Raw genomic sequence first — 20,022 nt, 5'->3', positions numbered from 1 at the left:
AAGAAAAGTTTCGTTTTCTTTTGAGTTTTGCAAAAATAGGGTAAACAATTAATATTCTGAAATATTATGAGGCTTTGTTTGAAATAGATACCTCGGAAATGGCAAAAAATTAGTCGTTATCCAAGAGTGAGTCATAGGAGAAATCCGAAAAATTCATCAAATCGCAACGCAATGAACCAATAAAAAGATCGAATTGTACGCGGACCGGAATTCGATTTGTATCGGCAGATATCCAGATAGTCATATCATCTTCATCTTTAAATGCTCTGCCTGTTGCTACAATTGGGATGAACTTATAACAGTTTACATCTCCAATTTTGCTGTTAATTGTTTCATATCCCATGAATCTGAATTGAAGAAGAAACAATTCATCAGAGAAGTGAGTTTGAATCTTGACTACTTCTCCAATTTTTAGGTTTGAATTGAAATAATTGGCTCTTGCAAAGTAAAAAGCCGACAATATATCATGTATTCCTTCGGGTACTTTATGAATTCCGGAACGTGAGGAATTTACCTCATTCTTTTCCCGATCAAAAACTATTTCAGTATACCTTTTGTAATTTCCTTCGCGAATATCCCGGATTGCTCTTTCTGGCAATAGGGTTGCAGGATTAATAAAACTCTCGTAAGTATCTTTCACTTTATACAGCGAATTGAATAATCCGACAGTTTTCCCAGTTAGAGTTGCATGATACAAATCTTTGCCATCTATGTTTTCACTTCTGATTTTCAGGTTTGCTTTTCCTCCCCGAATAATTCCATAATGTATAACATATCTTAGATTTTCTCCTTTTTTGGTATCCTTAATAGGAAAATCGGCCAATAAAAGTGTGTGGCTTAGAAAAATTAGAAGGATGCTCAGAGATAATTTATGCATATGAATTATTGTTGATTCTTAATTAAAGATATTCTTTTTAGAAGTAGTAGCAACAAAATCTTTCAGATAAAAGGGCTCAAAATAGGCTACATCTTCAAATTCTTGATTTTGGAATTTTATTTCAGCCAGTTCTATCATTCCTACTGCTGATGGTGTTACGTTGTCAAGAAAGATGCCATTTTTACTTTTGATTACTTCTTTGCACTTGGAAGAACCATCACCAAAGAAAATAATTTCTCTTTCCGAAAGGACTTTTGAGTAGGAGCTTTCATCGATAATATCAGCAGAAATATCTCCAACCAATTCATTTTTACAATTGAAAAAGGCAGTGTAAACTTCCATTCTTCTTGCATCGATCATTGGACAGTAATAGGCTTCCTGTGGATTGGTTAATTGATTGATAACATCCTTATTTTCCAACAATGGCTTTGTCATTGCCTGCAAAGTGTTTATTGAGATTAGCGGCAGGTTGGCTCCATAACAAATTCCTTTGGCTGTTGATACACCAATACGTAAGCCGGTATATGATCCTGGTCCCATGCTAATAACAACACCGTCTAAATTGCTTGTAGTTAAATTATTTTCCTTTAAAATGTTTTGAATAAAAACCGTTAAGTGAGTTGCGTGTTTCATTCCTTCTTTCGTCTCTTTAAGAGCCAGTAAAACTCCATCTTTTCCCAATGCAACAGAACAAACCGCTGTAGATGTCTCTATATGTAATAGTAATGCCATTTGATAAAATTTAAAATCAATGCAAAATAAAGGATAAAATACTAATTGTGAACGATAACAGTTCAAATATATGACCAGTGTACTATCCAAATTCATTAAAATAGGAAAATAATGTGCTTTTTAAGCGTAGTTCTATTACTAAGACAAATAATTAGAAGGAAACACTTACCGGCTAAAAAAAACTCCCAACCGAAATGGGCTGAGAGTTTTTTTGAATTTGAAACTTGATTATAAACTTATTTCGATACCATTATAGAAGTCAAGAATTTTGGTGCGGAATATGTATTCGTATTTCGCTTGCAGTAAATCTGATTTAGATTTAAAAAGATTGTTTTTTTCTTGATTGTAATCTACAGAATTAACTAAACCGAGGTTGAATTTTTCTTCAGTATAACGGAAGGCTTCTTCGGTTGATGAAACTGCTGTTTCACTGGAGAAAAACTTTTTCATAGCCGCCTTGGCATTGGCATGAGCCTGTTGAATATCTTTTCGAAGAGCATTTTTAGAGTTTTCCATATTCAATTTGGAACGGTCGATATTTACTTTTGCGTTGCTAATGTTTCGATTAACACTACCTCCGTTAAAAATTGGGATACTTAAGTTGAAACCAAAACTCTTTGATTCAAATAATCTTAACTGATCGTTCAATTTCATTTCTTTTCTGATAATTATAGGACTTCCATCTGCAGCAATGCCATATTCTGGTTGATTTCTGCGATAACCGGAATTCCATGATCCCGACATAGATAAAGTTGGAGTACGCTGACCTTTGGCAATAATTAAACCTTTTTCAGAACTTTCCAAACGGTATTGCGCTGCTTTCATTTCCGGACGAAATGTTAATGCATTGATAAAAACTGATTCCGGATCAGCCATAGATTTGGTTGCATTTAAAACAGGGAGTTCAGGTGTTTGGATATCAAAACCTTTTGAGTCTTCCAGGTCCAATAGCTGAGCCAGATCAAGCAAAGCGATATCAAGAGCATTTTGTGCGTTAACAACAGCAAGATCTTCGCGTGCAGCCTGTGCTTTTTGTTCCATTAAAGTTCCTTTTGGCAGAGTTCCTGCTTCTACCAAAACTTCTGTTCTTTTAATCTGAAGCTCAGTAACTTTTAATTGTTCGTGTGCAACCTGAAGAAGTTCTTTTTTAAATAAAATATCCAAATAGTAAGATGTGATATTTAGTGCTAAATCTTCTTTTGCTTTTTCAACATCCTGCAAATTAGCTTTAAGATCCAATTCGTTTTGTTTAACTGAATTCCATTTTTGAAAACCACTGAATAGAGTAACTCTGGATGAAAGACCAAGAGAACCTGTTTGACTGTTTTCGTTTACGTACGTATTTTCAGCACTTAGAGAACGTCCATAGTTGAAGTTGTATCCGGTATTACCATTTAAATTTGGTAAAAGATCCAATTTAGATTGCCTGGTATTGTTTGCCTGAACGTCAGCATCCAGTTTTTGTAACTTAAGGTTGATGTTGTGTTCCTTTGCATGTGTTATGCATTTTTCCAGATTCCATAATTCCTGAGCATAAATACCAGAAAAGGAAAAGGCAAAAACAAGGACGAGTAATAATATTTTTTTCATGTGTGTATGTATTTTTTTTGATCCGATAAAACTAGTTCTTCCGTCATTAATTTATTAATGATAAATTAAAGATGCTTATTTAATTTTCCTACCGCAATGAAAACTCTTTCTAGTCTTTCTTCTCTTTTATTTCTTCAATTTTTTTCTTCTTTTCTCCTTTAAGCTTATCATCTTTTGTAAGGCCTTCTAAAACTTCAATATTGATACCATCCGAAAGACCAGTTTTAATAAACCTTTTTTCGAATTTTTGCTCAGAAGTTTCTATCTCTACAAACGTTGAATCATTTTTAAACTCTAAAAGACTTTCGTTTACAGCCAATACTTTTTCTCTTTTATCAAGAACAATTTCAGCATTAGCACTGTATCCCGAGCGAATAAAGAAATCTTTTTTAAGTTTAACAGAAGCTTTTATTTCGAATTGAATGGCACCATTCTCTTCCACACCTTTTGGAGAGATATATTCCAGATGAGCGTCAAATTTCACATCCTCAATTGCTCCAATGGTTAACTCAAGGTTCATTCCCTGAACAATTTTTCCAACTTCAGTTTCATCAACCTTACCTTGAAAAATCATTTCGCCCATGTCGGCAACAATGGCAACCGTGGTTCCATCATTAAAAGTATTGCTCTGAATTACTGAATTTCCTTCTTTTACCGGAATATCCAGTATCATTCCTTCAATTGTTGAACGAATAATGGTATTCGTAGCTTTTGCAGAACTTTTGGTTACACCTTCTTTAATCAACTGCAAATTATCTTTTGCTGATTGTAACTCTTCTTCAGAATTTCGGAAAGACAATTGAGTTTTCTGGAAATCAGATTCTGAAATTACTTTTTTGTCATACAAAGCTTTGTCCCGCTGATAGTTAATTTCTTTATCCTCGTAATTGATTTGTGCTATTTTTACTCTCGATTCAGCACTATTCAAATTAATCATATCAGGAATGATCTTTATTTTAGCAATAGGATCGCCTTTTTTAAGCATATCACCAGCCTCAACATATAAAGTTTCAATAATTCCGGAAACTCCCTGAGGTTTAATTGCGATTTCTTTTCTTGGAACAACAGATCCTGTTGCAACCGTCTTTTTAATAATATCTGTTATTTCAGGTGATTTTGTGTTGTAAACCACAGGTTTATCTTGCGATTTTTGATACAGGAATACAATTGTTCCTACAAAAAGGAAGATAAAAAATACAACCAATACAATTCTAAAAACTTTTTTCATGACTAGTATTATTTTCGGATTATGAACTATTTTTTTTATTCGTATCTCAATGCATCTACGGGTTTAATTCTGATGGCTCTTTGTGCTGGAAGCAGTCCAGCTAAAACACCAAATAAAACCAAAACACCGAGTGCTATAAATGCAACATTTATATCAACATAAGGGTTTAAAATTTGAGGGTTCGGATCACCTTCGGTCATTTTACCGATTCCTTCGACAATTAAAACACCTAAAACCAGTCCCCAGAATCCCGCAAAGGTGGTTAAGAAAACGGCTTCATTTATGATTTGACCAACAACTTCACGAGGACGGGCACCGATGGCACGTTTAATGCCTAATTCTTTGGTTCTTTCTTTTACAACCACGTGCATAATATTACTAACTCCAATAATACCGGTTAGAAGAACTCCAAAGCCTATCACCCAAAATAAGAATCCAATGCTGTTAAAAAGACCAAAAATCTTGTTGAACATTTTCGCGATATTAAAATTACCAATGGCTTGCCTGTCATCAGGATGAATGGAATGCCTTCTGGCCAGAATTTCAAATATCTTATTTTCCAAATCGGCAACTGATTCTCCAACCTTAGCTGTTGCTAAAAATACATGGAATTTGTCCCCTTGGTTATACAATTGCTGCAGGGTGGTAAATGGCATTTGAAGAACGTCATCGCGCATTCCCATATTTCGGCTTAATGGTTTAATTGTGCCAATTATTCTAAAATAGATTCCATTTACTTTAAGGTACTGACCAATTGGATCTTCATCTTTTTCGAACATTAGTTCCTGAACTCTTGGTCCAATGGTAATTACTTTTCGAAATTCTTTCAGATCATTCTGATTGATAAAACGACCGGCAATAACTTCAACCGGATTTACATTGTTCATTTCCGGTGAAGTCCCCTTGATTCTGAAATTTCCTTTTTTGTCTTCCCGAAATGTATTGTTGGTGGCATTTCCACTCCATCCATTTATATCAGGAGCAATGTCTTGCAGCTCAGGGATCGATCTTTTAAGTACCTCTAAATCATCATTGGTAAATTGATACGATCTGTTTCGTGGCAGACCTTTGTAGGCTTTTGTGGTTTTTTCTACCCAAAAAACCGTTGAGTTTGTTGCGAAATTACCCAATGAGGATTGTATATTATTTTGAAAACCTCTTCCAATACCCAGTAAGGTTACCAGAATTAAGATTCCAAACATCACTCCGAGACCGGTAAGTATGGTTCGTAGTTTATTCTTTTTAAGTGCTGCAGTAATTTCCTGCCATTTATCCAAATCGAACATTAGCTGATCGTTTATTAGTCTGGTTTATTATTCGTCTCTTAAAGCTTCAATGGGTCTGATTGAGGCGGCTTTTCTTGCCGGGAAAAAACCCGCAAGAGCACCGGTTACAACCAAAACGATGGTTGCACCTATAGCTATTCCTAAATCAACCTGTGGATTTAAAAAGTAAATTGCTGCAGGTGGGTATATTTTGTTGATAAGATCAAATTTGGTGATTACTTCGAGTAAGCCTACCCCGGCAATTAGTCCGACATATCCCGAGGATGCTGTTATAAATATTGCCTCCATTAGTATCAGTCCAACTACAGAGCTTGGTGAAGCACCGATTGCTTTTCTAATTCCTATTTCTTTAGTTCTCTCCTTAACAACAATCATCATAATGTTGAAAACCCCAATTACACCTAATATAATAGTGAAAATTCCAATAATCCAGACAAACATCTCAATAGCCTTAAAAAGTCCTGTAAATGTTTGCGAGTTTTCAATGTTGTTCTGTATCCATAAAGCATTTTTATCTTCAGGGCTAAATCCGTGTCGTTTAGCCATTTGGTAAGTAATAAATTGCTCAACTTTCTTGCTTTCATCTACAGAAATATCATCCAGGGTAAAGGAGATTCTTTGAAGGTGATCGTTGTTGTTAAAAATATTTTGAGCAACAGTAATCGGGATGTAAATTTCTCTGGAATTATCATCGAAACTTGGCTGATTAAAAACACCAACGACCTTAAATTTGATGTTGTTGATATTAATTAATTTATTGATTGCCGTTTCTTTAGGGAAAAGCACTTCTTTAACAACATCTTGAATGGCAACAACTTTTCGGTTTTCTTTAATGTCCTTTTCATTTAAAAATCGCCCTTCAAGGATCTCGAAATTTTTAATCTCTTTATAAGTTTCATGTACAGGAGATACATTAAAATTTCCGAAATTATTTTTATAAGATATTATTTCAGCTCCCGGAATGTATGACATTGCAGAAATGACATCCAGCTTGTCGATAGATTTTTTAAATCCAAGATAGTCTTCATTAACCATCTGAATTCGCTTTCCTTCGGGAGTTCCTTTGAATGCTTTGGTTGTTCTGCCACCATATATCTGCATGCTGTTGGTTGCATCTTGTGCAAAGACAGAAGTCATTCCATTTCTAAGACCTCGTCCTGCACCCAAAAGAAAAATCAACATGAAAATTCCTGTTGCCACCGAAAAACCGGTTAGAACGGTTCTGGTTTTATTTTTACTAATGGTACTAAATATTTCTTGCCATTTATCTCTGTCGAACATAGCTTTATTCTAGGCTTTTAGGTTTAGATAGTGTGGTTAATCTTGAGGAATTCTAATAGTTTCCATACTATTGATCTTATTGTTCTCAATAATAGATTCTATTCGGCCGTCTTTAAGGTTAATAATCCGATCCGTCATATGGGCTATATCATTTTCGTGCGTAACGATAATAACTGTGATACCGGATTGATTAATTTCTTTTAAAAGATCCATAACTTCTATTGATGTAGCAGAATCTAATGCACCGGTAGGTTCATCTGCTAAAATAATTTTTGGTTTGGTGATCATCGACCGGGCTATTGCAACTCTTTGTTTTTGACCACCAGAAAGCTCATTTGGCATGTGCTCAGCCCAATCTTTCAGTCCCATTTTATCCAGATACTCCAAGGCTATTTTATTTCTCTTTTTTCTTGCAACCTTTTGGTAATACAATGGAAGGGCAACATTTTCCATGGCATTTTTAAAAGAAATCAGATTAAAAGACTGGAAGACAAAACCGAGTAGATTATTTCGAAGCTTAGCGGCTTTTGTTTCGCTCATGGCTTTTATTTCCTGCTGATTAAGAGTGTAAACTCCTTCATCATGATTATCCAAAAGACCAAGTATATTAAGAAGTGTAGATTTACCTGATCCTGAGGATCCCATTATGGAAACTAATTCGCCTTCTTTTATGTGCAAATCAATTCCCTTTAAAACGTGAAGTTTGTTAGTACCGGTAATATACGATTTGTGAATGTTTTGTAGTCGAATCATAATAGCTGTTGGTATTAAAAATAAATCTGTATACAATATTAATGTTATTACATTTTATTGCAAACAAAATTAGACAAACATGTTTACCTATCGACAAACCAGCAATTATAACTGATATTGTCTTGTTTCAATCAATAAGATAACCAAAGAAAATATTCACCCCAAATTATTGTTGGTTTATCAATTGATGTGCCATAGGGTTAATTGTGTTGATAGTTAGTGTTTTGTGTGTATTTTGGTTTGTGAAGTTTCGTATAAGTGTGTCCACTTATATTACATTGAGTGTACGATAATGTACAATAATTTAGGCATTATGTGAGTAATTTTGTGTACGTTATCTTAATAAATGTGAATAAATACTAAGGGATAAGAGCAAAGCCAAATATTAGTGTAATTTTAGGTTCTATAAATGAAAAAAAATGAAGTGGAATAGCTTACTATCAGCAAAACGGTTTGGTCAGGAAGACCAATTTTCTTCTGTTCAGCAGAAAGATGTCAGATCTCAATTTCAGCGCGATTATGATCGATTGATATTTTCATCCCCTTTTCGTCGCTTACAGAATAAAACACAGGTATTTCCGTTACCTGGAAGTATTTTTGTACACAACCGTTTAACTCACAGCCTTGAGGTTTCCAGCGTAGGACGATCACTGGGGAATGCACTTGCCGACAAGCTTATTCAGCTTGATTTGGTTGATGAATCTCATTTAATTAAAGAAATTGGGAGTATTGTTGCCGGAGCGTGTTTGGCTCATGATTTGGGCAATCCACCATTTGGGCACTCGGGAGAGAAGGCATTATCTCATTTCTTTTCGGATGGGAAAGGGAAAAAATTGCATGATAGATTTACTCAGAATGAGTGGCATGATTTGATCAACTTTGAAGGAAATGCAAATGCTTTACGATTGTTAACCCATGCATTTCACGGAAGACGAAAGGGTGGTTTTGCATTAACTTATTCGAGTATTGCATCTATTGTTAAATATCCCTGGGAAAGTAATAAGATTGAGGTAGTAAAGAAAAAAAAATATGGTTTTTTTCAAGCTGAAAAGGCAGATTACCTTGTGATTGCCCAAGAGCTGGGGATTCCTGAATTGTCATCAGGAATATTTGCCCGTTTCCCATTGGTTTACTTGGTTGAGGCTGCTGATGATATTTGCTATCAAATTATGGATATTGAAGATGCTCATAAGCTGAAGATACTAAGCACCGAAGAAACAAAGGATTTGTTGTTGAGTTTTTATCATCCGGACAAGGACAAAACTATTCTGAACCGAATTGATGAAACTTGTAAGGAGGTTACCGATATTAATGAGCAAATTGCATACATACGGGCAGGAGTTATTGGGAAATTAATTTCGGAATGTGTAGGTGTGTTTGTTGATCATTATGAATTAATAATGGAAGGTAAATTTCAATCAAGTCTAATTAAAGAGATCAATGAAATTTCGTTGTTTGCCTATAAAAAATGCACTCAGGTTGCTGTTTCACGAATCTATCGTCATCGTTCGGTTGTGGAAATAGAGTTGGCCGGTTACAAAATTTTAGGAACTTTGCTCGATGAGTTTGTTACTGCCGTTTTGGAACCCGAAAATTTTTATTCCAGGAACTTGTTGTCATTAATTCCTGAGCAGTATAATTTGAACGGCGAATCAGACTACGGGAAAATTATGTCTGTTCTTGATTTTATTTCAGGAATGACTGATGTTTTTGCTTTGGATTTGTACAGAACCATTAAAGGAATAGAACTGCCGGGGATTAATTAATTTGATTGCGAAATTGGAATTTTAAAGTTGACTTTAAATGTATCAAATGAGAAAAATATATTCTTTACTTGTGTTGCTGATTCTTGTAGTACCTGCTGTATACGCACAAAACGATTGGGTAAGATCAGGATCGGAAAAATCAAAGATTAGTTTTGAATTGCCCGAAAATCCGATTATTCAGGATAAGGAGCTGAATGGAATAAAAATAGAGGTTTTTAGTTATAAAGATGCGGCAACGGTTTTTGGTGTTGTAGCTTCCGATTTTTCAGAGGTAGGTTTGGATTTTACCTATTCTGATCCTACGGAATATTATCAGGAAATGAAAGAGGGGAGTTTGGTAACCGGAAATGCGATTTTAATTTCGGAAAACTCAGTAGCGTATCAAAAAATGTTAGGGAAAGAAATTGTTTATACCCAATTGGTTGGTGAACATGAGTATACTTACTACAAACGATTTTTCTTTCGGGGGAAGTTCATTTATCAGATTGCTATTGGCGGGCCTTCAAGAATGAAGCAGTTTTTAGTTGATAAAAAGAATCTCTTTTTTGATACCCTGGAGTTTAAAGATTAGTAAAACAAACCCGATTGTAATTTTACACTACGTAAGTGTGAACTGAAAATACGTTATTAGAAACTCATATTACGTAATTATTAAATTGCCCTGAATCGTCTTGATTTTGTCCTTTAATCCTCTTAATTTTATGTTGTCAGAAAAATGATAATACTTGGATTATGAAGATTTTAAGAATGATTAAAGAGTTGTTTTCTTTCTCAAGAGATGAGGATTTTGTTGTGGTTGATTTAACTACAAAAATGATTCAGTCGATGAATACTAAAGACTGGGGCAGATTGCAGAATAAGAAGAATTATATGGTGATAAAATAGCCGTATAATCCTATTCTCATTTATGATAATTAAAATCTTCGGCTTGTTATTTATTCTGCAAGATTTTAAAAGGGAATTTCTTGCCCTTCACTTGTAAATAATTCCGGTTTTAACCGTTTTTTTTTATTCGTAATCGTTTTGTTTCGGAAGCAGTCCCGGTTTTAAGACAAAACTATTGGGATTGACTTTTAGAAATAATTGTGTCAGATTGCCAAACTCACTTCGCTCCTTCGCAATGACATTTTATGAGGAATGAAAAAAACTACAATCCCCTCATCCACTCCGGTCTCAACTGCGCGTTGGCCGGATCGTTCAAAACACCATTGATACGATTCAGCATTTCTTGTTTGTCGCGGGGGAAGTTTCCGCGCAGAATCAAATAATTGGAAGCATGATCGCTTCGAAAAATAGACTTGCTTAATTCCAGGTTCCCGATAAAGACTTTCATTTCGGCAATTAGCTCAACAGTATTGAGAGGAATAAATTCACCATCGAATTTTTTCATGAAGTGTTCTTCTCCGTAAGGGTAACTAAGAACAAGGGTAGATAGAAATTCAGGCTGAATTTTGTTCACGACTTTGGCCGAGTTAAGGGCATGTTGCCGAGAATACTTTTTACCACCCAAACCATTTAGTATCATCACCGAAAGTTTAATGCCTGCTTTTCGGGCACGCTGCAGAGCATGACTCGTGCTTTCAAAATTTTCACCTTTATCAATTGCCTTCAAAAGCTCATCATCTCCCGATTCGATGCCTACGTAAAGTAGTTTCAGCCCTTTTTCAGCCAAAATCTGCAGCTCGTGATCGGTTTTGGCTTCGATATCTTTAGGTATGGCATAGGCCGACACCCGATTTAAGCGGGGAAACGTATTTGCAAGCTTGTCCAATAACCTGCTCATTTTATCGAATGAGAGAACCATGGCATTACCATCGGCCAAAAAAACTTTGCGGACATCATTGGCGTGATCCGATAAGGAATCAATTTCGGCGAACACTTCTTCTTCCTGGCGAAGTTTGAATTGTTTGCTGCTGTACATTTCGCAAAAGGCACATTTGTTCCAGGCACATCCTAAGCTAACCTGTAAAATTAGCGAGTAAGCCTCACTTGGTGGCCGAAATAATGGTTCGTGATAATTGATCATGTGGCAAAAGTAGAAAAAGAAGTTTCAAGTATCAAGTTCCAAGTGTCGAGGAAGAAGTAACAAGGTTTAAGGATAAAGTAAAAGGGATCAAGTAGAAATATCAAGCAAGACTTAAAATTTTAGAATGAAATTCTCCCTTTTTACTGGAGATGATAGACCGACGAGTGTTTTAATTATTAATTTTTAACTCTTAATTCAGCATTTAAAATTCTATCTTGCATTAAAATCGCAGCAAAATGGAAGGGAAGTCTGTAAGCATAAAAGTGTCGGGTAGGGTACAGAATGTTGGATTTCGGTATCATGCCAAGGAGGCAGCAAAGCGTTTTGGAGTTAGGGGCTTTGTGAGAAATCAGCCGGATGGTACGGTTTATGCGGAAGTTGTCGGAACAAATTTGGGCGTTGAATTGTTTTGTGAGTGGTGTAGAAAGGGACCTGATTGGGCTAAAGTGAAGGATGTTTTTATTTGCAGTTTACCGGATCAGGATTTTACGGATTTTGTCATAAAATAAAAAAAGCTTCTGATAAAATCAGAAGCTTGTGTTGACCCGTAAGGACTCGAACCTTAAATGCCTGGACCAAAACCAGGTGTGTTACCATTACACCACGGGTCAATTCCCGTTCAGTCATTTCTGACTAAGACGTTGCAAATATAATAGAAATATTTGTTAGCCAAAACCAAAAATTGCAAAAATATTGCAGGCTTTTATTCGTTGTTGTTGTTATATATTTGTAATTATTCTGATTGTCAATTTGAAAGGGTAGAAAAAATGGAGCAAAAAAAAATAGAATCTTTAACAGGAAAGTGGCTTTACGAGGAAGATTATGGCTATGGAAGGGCAAAAGGAGAGCTTTTATTGACTCAAAACGGGAAAAAATTGAGTGGTAAAATCATTTTTTCTGAAAATGCAGAAGATGAAGAGACTTTCATGATTCAAGAAAAATTGGAAGGAGAGATAAATTTGAACAGAATTCAACTAAAAGCAATCGACTATGATGTTATTCATTCCGATTTTGATATTCGTTACGAATTGGATTCCTGGGATGGCATGTTGATTAATGAGACGACAATTGAAGGAGATAGTTTAGATGACCAGGGAATTTCAGGAAGCTTTAAGTTTGAGAGGGTTGTTGAAAATAAACATAAGGGCTAAAATAAAAAAAAGCTTCGAAATATTTCGAAGCTTTTTTATTGTTGACCCGTAAGGACTCGAACCTTAAATGCCTGGACCAAAACCAGGTGTGTTACCATTACACCACGGGTCAATCATAATCGTCCTTTTTGCAAAGAACTCTGCAAATGTAATACTTTTTTTATTTGCTCAAACAAAAAGTGTAAAATTTTCAAACAGAATTCGGGGGAACTATTAAAATTGACTATTTTCGTTCAAAATATTATCCTGCATATCGAATATAATAAACAAAAATACACACAAGATGAGATCTAATTACAATGTGGTTAACAATGTATTAGGCTGGATGGCTTTTGTCATTGCTGCATTTACCTACTTGTTTACAATGGAGCCTACAGCCAGTTTGTGGGATTGTGGAGAATTTATTACCACCGCCTACGGATTAGAGGTTGGTCATCCGCCGGGAGCACCTTTGTTCATGATTATGGCGCGTTTTTTCTCTCTTTTTGCTCCCAGTCCTGCTCAGGCAGCCTTATTGGTAAATTCTATGTCGGCCTTGGCATCGGCTTTCACTATTCTGTTTTTGTTTTGGACAATTACACATCTTGCTAAAAAGTTGGTGGTAACCGATGGCGAAATCTCGAAAGGAAATTTAATTGCCGTAATGGGAACCGGAATGGTTGGAGCGCTTGCTTACACTTTTTCTGATACATTTTGGTTTTCGGCTGTTGAAGGAGAAGTATATGCTTTGTCATCATTGTTTACGGCGGTTGTTTTTTGGGCAATTCTGAAATGGGAAAATGTCGCCGATGAGAAGTATGCAAACCGATGGATTATTTTAATTGCATATTTAATGGGCTTGTCGATCGGGGTTCACCTGCTGAATCTTTTGGCTATTCCTGCTATTATATTTGTTTACTATTTTAAAAAATACACACCTACCCGGAATGGAATAATAGGAGCATTTTTACTTTCGGTTCTTATTTTGGGTGTTGTTATGTATGGGGTTATTCCCGGAGTGATCACAATCGCATCTTGGTTCGAGCTGCTTTTTGTAAATCAATTTGGTTTGCCTTACAACACTGGCGTGATGTTTTATGGGGCAACACTTATTGCACTTGTTGTTTGGTTGATTAACTTTTCCGTTAAACGTGGAATGGTGGTTTTGAATACGATCGTAACAGCTTTTGTGGTGATCATGATTGGCTATTCTTCTTTTGCCATGATCGTGATTCGCTCTTCGGCTAATCCGCCAATGGATGAAAATAATCCGGACAACGTATTTGCTTTGCTTTCCTATTTGAATCGGGAGCAATACGGAGACAGACCCCTTGTGTATGGAGAGTATTACAATGCGCCTGCAGTTGATCTGATTGAAACCAGTCCTGTTTACATTCAAAAAAAGGATAAAAATAATAAGGATAGGTATGTTGTTGCCTCGCACAAACAGGAATATAAATTCGATTCCCGTTTCAATACCTTGTTTCCAAGAATGTATAGCTCCCGGGCCAATCATGTTCATGAATATGAATACTGGGGAGATGTAAAAAAGAACAATCCAATTCAGGTTGGTGATGAGACTCTTTATAAGCCAAGTTTTGGTTCAAATCTTCAGTTTTTCTTGTCCTACCAGGTTAACCACATGTATTGGCGATATTTCATGTGGAATTTTGTCGGCCGTCAGAACGATATTCAGGGGCATGGCGATATTCTGAATGGAAACTGGATTTCGGGGATTCCTTTTATCGATGAAATGAAAATTGGAAATCAGGATAAGTTATATCCTGAAATGGCAAATAAAAAATCAAGAAATACTTACTTCTTTTTACCATTTATACTTGGTTTAATCGGTTTGTTCTGTCATTATAAATCGGGTAAAAAAGGCAAGCAGGACTTCTTTGTGGTGATGTTGCTTTTTGTTTTTACAGGCTTGGCTATTGTTGTTTACCTGAATCAGTCACCTTATCAGCCACGCGAACGTGATTATGCATATGCCGGTTCGTTTTACGCATTTGCCATTTGGATTGGACTCGGGGTAATGGGTTTGTATCAATGGTTGAGTAAAAAAGGACCATCTGTTGTTATCGCAGGAGCAGTTACTGCTATTTGCTTAATTGCCGTTCCTGGATTAATGGCTCAGCAAAATTTTGATGATCACGATCGTTCTGGTCGGTATGCGACATTGGCTTACGCAAAAAACTATCTAAATTCGTGTGCGCCTGATGCTATTTTATTTACCTATGGCGATAACGATACCTTTCCGCTTTGGTATGCGCAGGAGGTAGAAGGGATTCGAAGAGATATCCGCATTGTAAATTTGAGTTTACTTGCCGGCGATTGGTACATCAATCAGATGAGACGAAAAGCCTACGATTCAGATCTGATTCCTATGTCGCTTACTGCGGATAAAGTTGAACCAGGTATTCGCGATCAGGTTCCTGTTGTAGAGCGATTGAAAGGACAAGAGCTTTTGAGTGAAATGATAAAATTCGTAGGAAGCGATAATGATGCCGCAAAAGTAGAAACCCAATCGGGTAAAAAGCTTAATTATTTCCCTGGAAGAAACGTTTATATTCCTGTTGATTCGGCTAAGGTGCTTGCAAATGGTACTGTTCAGCCCGAAGATGCTCATTTAATTGTAGACAAGTTAGAGTGGAAGATCAAGAGAAGTTATTTGTATAAAAATGACATTATGGTTTATGATATCATTGCAAATAACAATTGGGAACGCCCTGTTTATTTTTCTGTAGGAATGGGGACTGAAAGCTTTCTTGGCTTAGAGAAATATTTTCAGTTGGAAGGTGCTGCTTATCGTTTGGTTCCAATTGAAACAAAACCGGAACGAAATGGTATTGGCCATGTGAATACAGAATTGTTGTATGATAATTACATGAATAAATTCACTTTTGGCGGGATAAAAGATCCGGATGTATACGTTGATCAATTTCATATTTTGACAGTGAATATCATGTCGTTCAGAGCAAATTACAGCCGATTGGCCAGTGCTTTAAATGACGAGGGAAAGAAAGAAAAAGCCATTGATATTTTGGATAGATGTATGGAAGAACTGCCAACCAATAAAATACCGGTTGATAATACACTGATTGGATTCATTCAGGAGTATTACAGAGCAAATGCAGTAGATAAAGCAAATGCTTTACTGTTGAAAGTGGCACAACAATCATACGATAAAATGAATTATTTCTTAAGTTTGGATCCTCAGCATGCCAATGCTTTTAGATCAGAACAGGAGCGTGAAGTGCGGGTTGTGCAGATGCTTTTAGGTTTAGCTGATATGGGTGAGCAAACTAAGTTGAGGGAAGATTTACAATTAAAATTCGAACTGCTTTTTAAGTCTGCTGCAGGGGAGTAAAAGATTTATAATAAACTTTAAATGGCTGTCTTCATGTAAAGACAGCCATTTTTTTATGTCGTTTTTTTGATTTCTTAAATCAAAGTAATTCTTCTTTCTACAAACTAATGCAAAGCGTTCATTTGTAAAAAAGAATATTGACGACTATGTTGATCTTGAAATATCGAAAGTCTGTTAAGATTTTTTCACATAATACAAATCAATTCTTTTTGTCAAAAGTGGTAACTTCGCTGTCTGTACCATAAAATCTAACCTTTATTTTGATAATATATGAGTAAGTACCAAAAAACAAATATTATTGTCGGATGGATATCATTTGCAATAGCTGCAGTTGTCTATTTTTTAACCCTTGAACCTACAGTTAGTTTTTGGGATTGCGGAGAATTTATAACTTCTGCTTATAAATTAGAAATTGGACACGCTCCGGGAGCTCCGTTTTTTCTGCTGTTGGCTCGTTTTTTCTCTATGTTTGCTTCGGGTACCGAGAATGTTGCTCTCATGATAAATTCCATGTCTGGTTTGGCAAGTGCTTTTACCATTCTGTTTTTATTCTGGACAATCACCCATTTGGCTAAAAAGTTGATTGTTGCAGGAGATAAAATATCAGAATCTCAGGTATGGACAATTATTGGCAGCGGATTTATTGGAGCTATGGCTTATGCTTTTACCGATACATTTTGGTTTTCAGCTGTTGAGGGAGAAGTTTATGCTACATCTTCACTGTTTACTGCAGTTGTTTTCTGGTGCGTTTTAAAATGGGAAAACGAAGAAGGCAAGGCTTATGCAAACAGGTGGTTAATTTTGATTGCTTATCTTATGGGTTTGTCGATTGGAGTTCATCTTCTGAATTTATTGGCAATTCCGGCCATTGTAATGGTTTACTATTTTAAGAAGTATGAACCAAGCAGAAATGGAGTCTTAAAAGCTTTGGGTGTTGCTTTGCTTCTTTTGGGTGGTGCAATGTATGTAATCATTCCAGGCGTTGTAAAACTTGCTTTTGTTTTTGATTTGTTCTTTGTAAATGTAATTGGTTTGCCTTTTAATTCAGGCGCATATGTATTTATTATTCTGCTGATTTCAGGTCTTGTATTCGGTATTCGATATACAATTTCTCATGGCAAAGTGGTCTTGAATACATTGCTTACTGCACTAACAGTTGTTCTAATTGGATATTCGTCCTATTCGCTTATCATGATTCGTTCGGCGGCAAATCCTGGTTTGGATCAGAATAATCCTGAGGATCTGTTTTCTTTACTTTATTATTTAAACAGAGAGCAGTATGGCGATAATCCTTTGGTGTATGGCGAATATTTTAATGCTCCGTATGATGAAAAGGAGAGTTATGTAGATGGCAAAGATGTTTACATTAAAAAAGACGGGAAATATGTAGTTTCTTACACGCCAAAGAAACCAAACTATAGCAGTTCTTATAAAACAGTGTTCCCTAGAATGTATACCAAGGGAATGACAGGTAGGAACCCCGAAGAATATGCCAAGTGGACAGGACTCAAGGCTGATCAGAAAACAAAACCGAGCTTTGTGCAGAATCTGGACTTCTTTTTTAGTTACCAGATTAATTACATGTACATCCGCTACTTTATGTGGAATTTTTCCGGTCGTCAATCTGACCGGCAATCCTATAGCGGAGTTATTGACGGCAACTGGATTTCAGGAATTCCATTCGTAGATAATTATCGTTTGGGAGATCAGAGTCTGAGGCCTGAGCACATGACTAAAAATAAGGGAAACAATACATACTACTTTTTACCGCTTTTGTTGGGCTTGGCAGGATTACTTTATCAGTACAAAAAAAGTACCAACGGGAAGAAAGACTTTTTTGTCGTTTTCTTGCTGTTTTTATTAACCGGATTAGCCATTGTTGTGTATCTGAATCAGCCTCCATTGCAGCCCCGCGAAAGGGATTATGCCTATGTGGGATCATTTTATGCCTTTGCTGTTTGGATCGGTTTAGGATTTCTTGCAGTACTGCAGGTTTCTAAAAAAGTGCTTCGAAAAGATAAGGTCGCTATTCCTGCAGCATTCACTCTTTGCTTTTTGGCAGTTCCTGCTTTGTTGGCGCAACAAAATTGGGACGATCATGATCGGTCGGATCGATATGTGGCAAGAGATTTGGCTTACGATTATCTGAATTCGTGTGCACCAAATGCGATACTATTCACAATGGGCGATAACGATACTTTTCCATTATGGTATTTGCAGGAGGTAGAAGGCGTAAGAACTGATGTTCGCGTTTGTAATTTGATGTATTTAACCGCCGATTGGTACATCGATCAGATGAAACAAAAGAACTATGATTCCGATCCTTTACCAATTTCTCTTACTAAAGAAAAATATCTGGCGGGTAAGCGCGATGTTGTTTATGTTCTTGATGATCCGCGTTTGAAGGCTTACGTTGAGAAGAATGGAGGATTGGATCTGAAAGACGCGATAGAATATGTTGCGAGTGAAAAGGAAAGTACCAAAAAAATATACGGATACGATGAGCGGATTGATCATTTTCCGGCAAATAAATTTCGCCTTGTAATTGATAAGGAGCAAGTCGTAAAGACCAATACTCTTTCCGAAAAAGATTCTGCAAAAATTGTGAATCAAATGGAATGGGAAGTGAAAACAAACTACGTGGATAAAGGTGGTTTAATTCTTTACGATATGCTGGTGCAAAACAATTGGAAACGACCTGTTTATTTTTCCATAACAGTGCCGTCGAGCGGATATTATGGCTTAGAAGACTATTTTCGTTTGGAAGGTTTTGCTTATCGATTGGTACCGATCAAATTTGAAAATGAGGAAATGCAGATAGGGGGTGTAAATACGGATGTAATGTATACCAATCTGATGAATAAGTTTAAATGGGGAAATATGAACCATCCGGATGTTTATATCGATGAAACAACTTCGCGTTTGTGCACCAACATGAGAAATAATTTTCTGCGGCTGTCAGAAAGTTTACTGGATGAGGGAAAAAGAGATTCTGCAGTTCAGGTACTGGATAAATGTGTTGAATTAGTGCCTAATGAGAAGGTACCCTTCGATTATTTAGCCATTCTTATGGCTCAGTCCTACTATCGTGCAGCGGAGGATGAAAAAGGCAATCAGATGATTCAAACCATATCAGATAGATTGGTACAGGAATTAGATTATTATATGACTCTAACTCCGGTTTCTACTTCGGAATTTCCTCGGTTAAAGAGCAGGGATCTGGCTTTATTGCAGGAATTGTACCGCATTACAAATCAGTACAATCAGAAGGAATTGAATCGGAAAATTGAATTGGAATTTAAAAGATTATTAGAAAGCTATAAAAAGGGATGATGAAGTTGAGATGGATGAGAGCGCCGGGGATATTTAAAATCTTATTTCCGGACTTTATTTGGCGATATAATTCGGGAGCAAAAAAAGTTTATCTGACATTTGATGACGGACCTGTTCCGGAATCTACTTTGTGGACATTGAATATGTTGAAGGAGAAGAATGTAAAAGCTACTTTTTTTTGCGTAGGCGAGAATGTGCATAAATGTCCTGAGCTATTTCAGAAAATTCTGTCTTCAGGTCACGCCGTTGGAAATCATACTTACAATCACTTAAAAGGTTGGTCTGTTGATACACAACTATATCTTGAGAATGTAATAATGGCTTCCGATTTAATTAATTCAAAATTATTTCGGCCTCCTTACGGCCAAATAAAAAGATCTCAGGCAAAACATTTACTCCCAGAGTATAAGATTGTTATGTGGGATGTTTTGAGTGGGGATTACCGGAAGGATATAACTCCTGAAGAGTGTTTGAAAGATGTTCTTAAAACGGTTCGTCCAGGCTCCATAATATCGTTCCACAATCATCAGAAATCGGAGGCGAATATGCGTTTTACAGTACCCCGGCTGATCGATGAATTAAAGCTTCAGGGTTACGAGTTTGATATTTGTCGGTGAGAAATCAAAAATTCCTTTCTTTTCCATCAG

16 protein-coding genes and 2 tRNA genes are annotated in these 20,022 nt (G+C 36.3%); 8 read left to right on the top strand and 10 right to left on the bottom strand.

Features of this window, described 5'->3' with window-relative positions; genetic code table 11:
- Positions 1-109: 109 nt before the first annotated feature.
- From ACKU4N_RS19565 to ACKU4N_RS19535, 7 genes are all read right to left on the bottom strand, one after another.
- On the bottom strand, positions 110-877 hold the full coding sequence (locus ACKU4N_RS19565; protein ID WP_321319318.1) for a DUF3108 domain-containing protein: 768 nt from the start codon (positions 875-877) through the stop codon (positions 110-112).
- An 18-nt stretch (positions 878-895) separates the two neighbouring features.
- Positions 896-1,609: a tRNA (adenosine(37)-N6)-threonylcarbamoyltransferase complex dimerization subunit type 1 TsaB gene (gene tsaB, locus ACKU4N_RS19560; protein ID WP_321319316.1), complete on the bottom strand. Its 714-nt coding sequence runs from the start codon at positions 1,607-1,609 to the stop codon at positions 896-898.
- Between the two features lie 228 nt (positions 1,610-1,837).
- The gene (locus ACKU4N_RS19555) at positions 1,838-3,199 is read right to left on the bottom strand and encodes a TolC family protein (RefSeq protein WP_321319314.1); all 1,362 of its coding nucleotides are present in this window, start codon (positions 3,197-3,199) and stop codon (positions 1,838-1,840) included.
- A 109-nt stretch (positions 3,200-3,308) separates the two neighbouring features.
- The gene (locus ACKU4N_RS19550) at positions 3,309-4,427 is read right to left on the bottom strand and encodes an efflux RND transporter periplasmic adaptor subunit (protein WP_321319311.1); all 1,119 of its coding nucleotides are present in this window, start codon (positions 4,425-4,427) and stop codon (positions 3,309-3,311) included.
- A gap of 35 nt (positions 4,428-4,462) precedes the next feature.
- Positions 4,463-5,713 carry an ABC transporter permease gene (locus ACKU4N_RS19545; protein ID WP_321319308.1) on the bottom strand — a complete coding sequence of 417 codons (1,251 nt, stop codon included), beginning with the start codon at positions 5,711-5,713 and terminating at the stop codon, positions 4,463-4,465.
- A 27-nt stretch (positions 5,714-5,740) separates the two neighbouring features.
- Positions 5,741-6,994 carry an ABC transporter permease gene (locus ACKU4N_RS19540; RefSeq protein ID WP_321319306.1) on the bottom strand — a complete coding sequence of 418 codons (1,254 nt, stop codon included), beginning with the start codon at positions 6,992-6,994 and terminating at the stop codon, positions 5,741-5,743.
- Between the two features lie 36 nt (positions 6,995-7,030).
- Positions 7,031-7,747, bottom strand: a complete 717-nt coding sequence (locus ACKU4N_RS19535) for an ABC transporter ATP-binding protein (RefSeq protein ID WP_321319305.1) — start codon at positions 7,745-7,747, stop codon at positions 7,031-7,033.
- Between the two features lie 419 nt (positions 7,748-8,166).
- Between ACKU4N_RS19535 and ACKU4N_RS19530 the strand changes: the two genes are divergently transcribed.
- From ACKU4N_RS19530 to ACKU4N_RS19520, 3 genes are all read left to right on the top strand, one after another.
- A complete protein-coding gene (locus tag ACKU4N_RS19530) occupies positions 8,167-9,513 on the top strand; it encodes a deoxyguanosinetriphosphate triphosphohydrolase (protein ID WP_321319303.1) in 1,347 nt (448 codons plus the stop codon).
- A gap of 46 nt (positions 9,514-9,559) precedes the next feature.
- Positions 9,560-10,084, top strand: a complete 525-nt coding sequence (locus ACKU4N_RS19525) for a hypothetical protein (protein WP_321319301.1) — start codon at positions 9,560-9,562, stop codon at positions 10,082-10,084.
- 161 nt (positions 10,085-10,245) lie between these two features.
- A complete protein-coding gene (locus ACKU4N_RS19520) occupies positions 10,246-10,398 on the top strand; it encodes a hypothetical protein (protein ID WP_156195472.1) in 153 nt (50 codons plus the stop codon).
- 262 nt (positions 10,399-10,660) lie between these two features.
- On the opposite strand, the gene ACKU4N_RS19515 is transcribed toward ACKU4N_RS19520, so the two are convergent.
- A complete protein-coding gene (locus tag ACKU4N_RS19515) occupies positions 10,661-11,539 on the bottom strand; it encodes a radical SAM protein (protein WP_321319298.1) in 879 nt (292 codons plus the stop codon).
- Between the two features lie 236 nt (positions 11,540-11,775).
- Between ACKU4N_RS19515 and ACKU4N_RS19510 the strand changes: the two genes are divergently transcribed.
- The gene (locus ACKU4N_RS19510) at positions 11,776-12,048 is read left to right on the top strand and encodes an acylphosphatase (RefSeq protein ID WP_321319296.1); all 273 of its coding nucleotides are present in this window, start codon (positions 11,776-11,778) and stop codon (positions 12,046-12,048) included.
- Between the two features lie 31 nt (positions 12,049-12,079).
- Here ACKU4N_RS19510 and ACKU4N_RS19505 read toward each other — a convergent pair.
- Positions 12,080-12,150, bottom strand: a tRNA-Gln gene (locus ACKU4N_RS19505).
- A gap of 156 nt (positions 12,151-12,306) precedes the next feature.
- Between ACKU4N_RS19505 and ACKU4N_RS19500 the strand changes: the two genes are divergently transcribed.
- A complete protein-coding gene (locus ACKU4N_RS19500; RefSeq protein WP_321319294.1) occupies positions 12,307-12,690 on the top strand; it encodes a hypothetical protein in 384 nt (127 codons plus the stop codon).
- 41 nt (positions 12,691-12,731) lie between these two features.
- On the opposite strand, the gene ACKU4N_RS19495 is transcribed toward ACKU4N_RS19500, so the two are convergent.
- Positions 12,732-12,802 (bottom strand) — tRNA-Gln (locus tag ACKU4N_RS19495).
- A gap of 171 nt (positions 12,803-12,973) precedes the next feature.
- On the opposite strand from ACKU4N_RS19495, the gene ACKU4N_RS19490 reads away from it, so the two are divergent.
- The 3 genes from ACKU4N_RS19490 to ACKU4N_RS19480 all read left to right on the top strand — a co-directional run bounded on the left by ACKU4N_RS19490 (position 12,974) and on the right by ACKU4N_RS19480 (position 19,992).
- Positions 12,974-16,042 (top strand): glycosyltransferase family 117 protein, encoded by a 3,069-nt coding sequence (locus ACKU4N_RS19490; protein ID WP_321319291.1) that lies wholly within the window; start codon positions 12,974-12,976, stop codon positions 16,040-16,042.
- Positions 16,043-16,312: 270 nt separating this feature from the next.
- Complete coding sequence (locus tag ACKU4N_RS19485) at positions 16,313-19,375, top strand: glycosyltransferase family 117 protein (RefSeq protein WP_321319290.1); 3,063 nt, start codon at positions 16,313-16,315, stop codon at positions 19,373-19,375.
- Complete coding sequence (locus ACKU4N_RS19480; RefSeq protein WP_321319288.1) at positions 19,372-19,992, top strand: polysaccharide deacetylase family protein; 621 nt, start codon at positions 19,372-19,374, stop codon at positions 19,990-19,992. Before ACKU4N_RS19485 ends, ACKU4N_RS19480 begins: the two co-directional genes overlap by 4 nt.
- Positions 19,993-20,022: the final 30 nt, after the last annotated feature.

It is taken from the genome of Labilibaculum sp., from assembly GCF_963664555.1.
Taxonomy (GTDB): Bacteria; Bacteroidota; Bacteroidia; order Bacteroidales; family Marinifilaceae; genus Labilibaculum.
The sequence above is the reverse complement of the archived record's forward strand: the minus strand, read 5'-3'. Positions and strand labels throughout refer to the sequence as shown.

Excerpts from the sequence above, each read along its gene's own strand:
- ACKU4N_RS19485 (WP_321319290.1), top strand. The coding sequence starts at position 16,313 with ATGAGTAAGTACCAAAAAACAAATATTATTGTCGGATGGATATCATTT.
- ACKU4N_RS19550 (WP_321319311.1), bottom strand. The coding sequence starts at position 4,427 with ATGAAAAAAGTTTTTAGAATTGTATTGGTTGTATTTTTTATCTTCCTT.
- ACKU4N_RS19500 (WP_321319294.1), top strand. The coding sequence starts at position 12,307 with ATGGAGCAAAAAAAAATAGAATCTTTAACAGGAAAGTGGCTTTACGAG.
- ACKU4N_RS19540 (WP_321319306.1), bottom strand. The coding sequence starts at position 6,994 with ATGTTCGACAGAGATAAATGGCAAGAAATATTTAGTACCATTAGTAAA.
- ACKU4N_RS19555 (WP_321319314.1), bottom strand. The coding sequence starts at position 3,199 with ATGAAAAAAATATTATTACTCGTCCTTGTTTTTGCCTTTTCCTTTTCT.
- ACKU4N_RS19530 (WP_321319303.1), top strand. The coding sequence starts at position 8,167 with ATGAAGTGGAATAGCTTACTATCAGCAAAACGGTTTGGTCAGGAAGAC.
- ACKU4N_RS19525 (WP_321319301.1), top strand. The coding sequence starts at position 9,560 with ATGAGAAAAATATATTCTTTACTTGTGTTGCTGATTCTTGTAGTACCT.
- ACKU4N_RS19565 (WP_321319318.1), bottom strand. The coding sequence starts at position 877 with ATGCATAAATTATCTCTGAGCATCCTTCTAATTTTTCTAAGCCACACA.
- ACKU4N_RS19490 (WP_321319291.1), top strand. The coding sequence starts at position 12,974 with ATGAGATCTAATTACAATGTGGTTAACAATGTATTAGGCTGGATGGCT.
- ACKU4N_RS19535 (WP_321319305.1), bottom strand. The coding sequence starts at position 7,747 with ATGATTCGACTACAAAACATTCACAAATCGTATATTACCGGTACTAAC.
- ACKU4N_RS19480 (WP_321319288.1), top strand. The coding sequence starts at position 19,372 with ATGATGAAGTTGAGATGGATGAGAGCGCCGGGGATATTTAAAATCTTA.
- ACKU4N_RS19515 (WP_321319298.1), bottom strand. The coding sequence starts at position 11,539 with ATGATCAATTATCACGAACCATTATTTCGGCCACCAAGTGAGGCTTAC.
- ACKU4N_RS19520 (WP_156195472.1), top strand. The coding sequence starts at position 10,246 with ATGAAGATTTTAAGAATGATTAAAGAGTTGTTTTCTTTCTCAAGAGAT.
- ACKU4N_RS19545 (WP_321319308.1), bottom strand. The coding sequence starts at position 5,713 with ATGTTCGATTTGGATAAATGGCAGGAAATTACTGCAGCACTTAAAAAG.
- ACKU4N_RS19510 (WP_321319296.1), top strand. The coding sequence starts at position 11,776 with ATGGAAGGGAAGTCTGTAAGCATAAAAGTGTCGGGTAGGGTACAGAAT.
- tsaB (WP_321319316.1), bottom strand. The coding sequence starts at position 1,609 with ATGGCATTACTATTACATATAGAGACATCTACAGCGGTTTGTTCTGTT.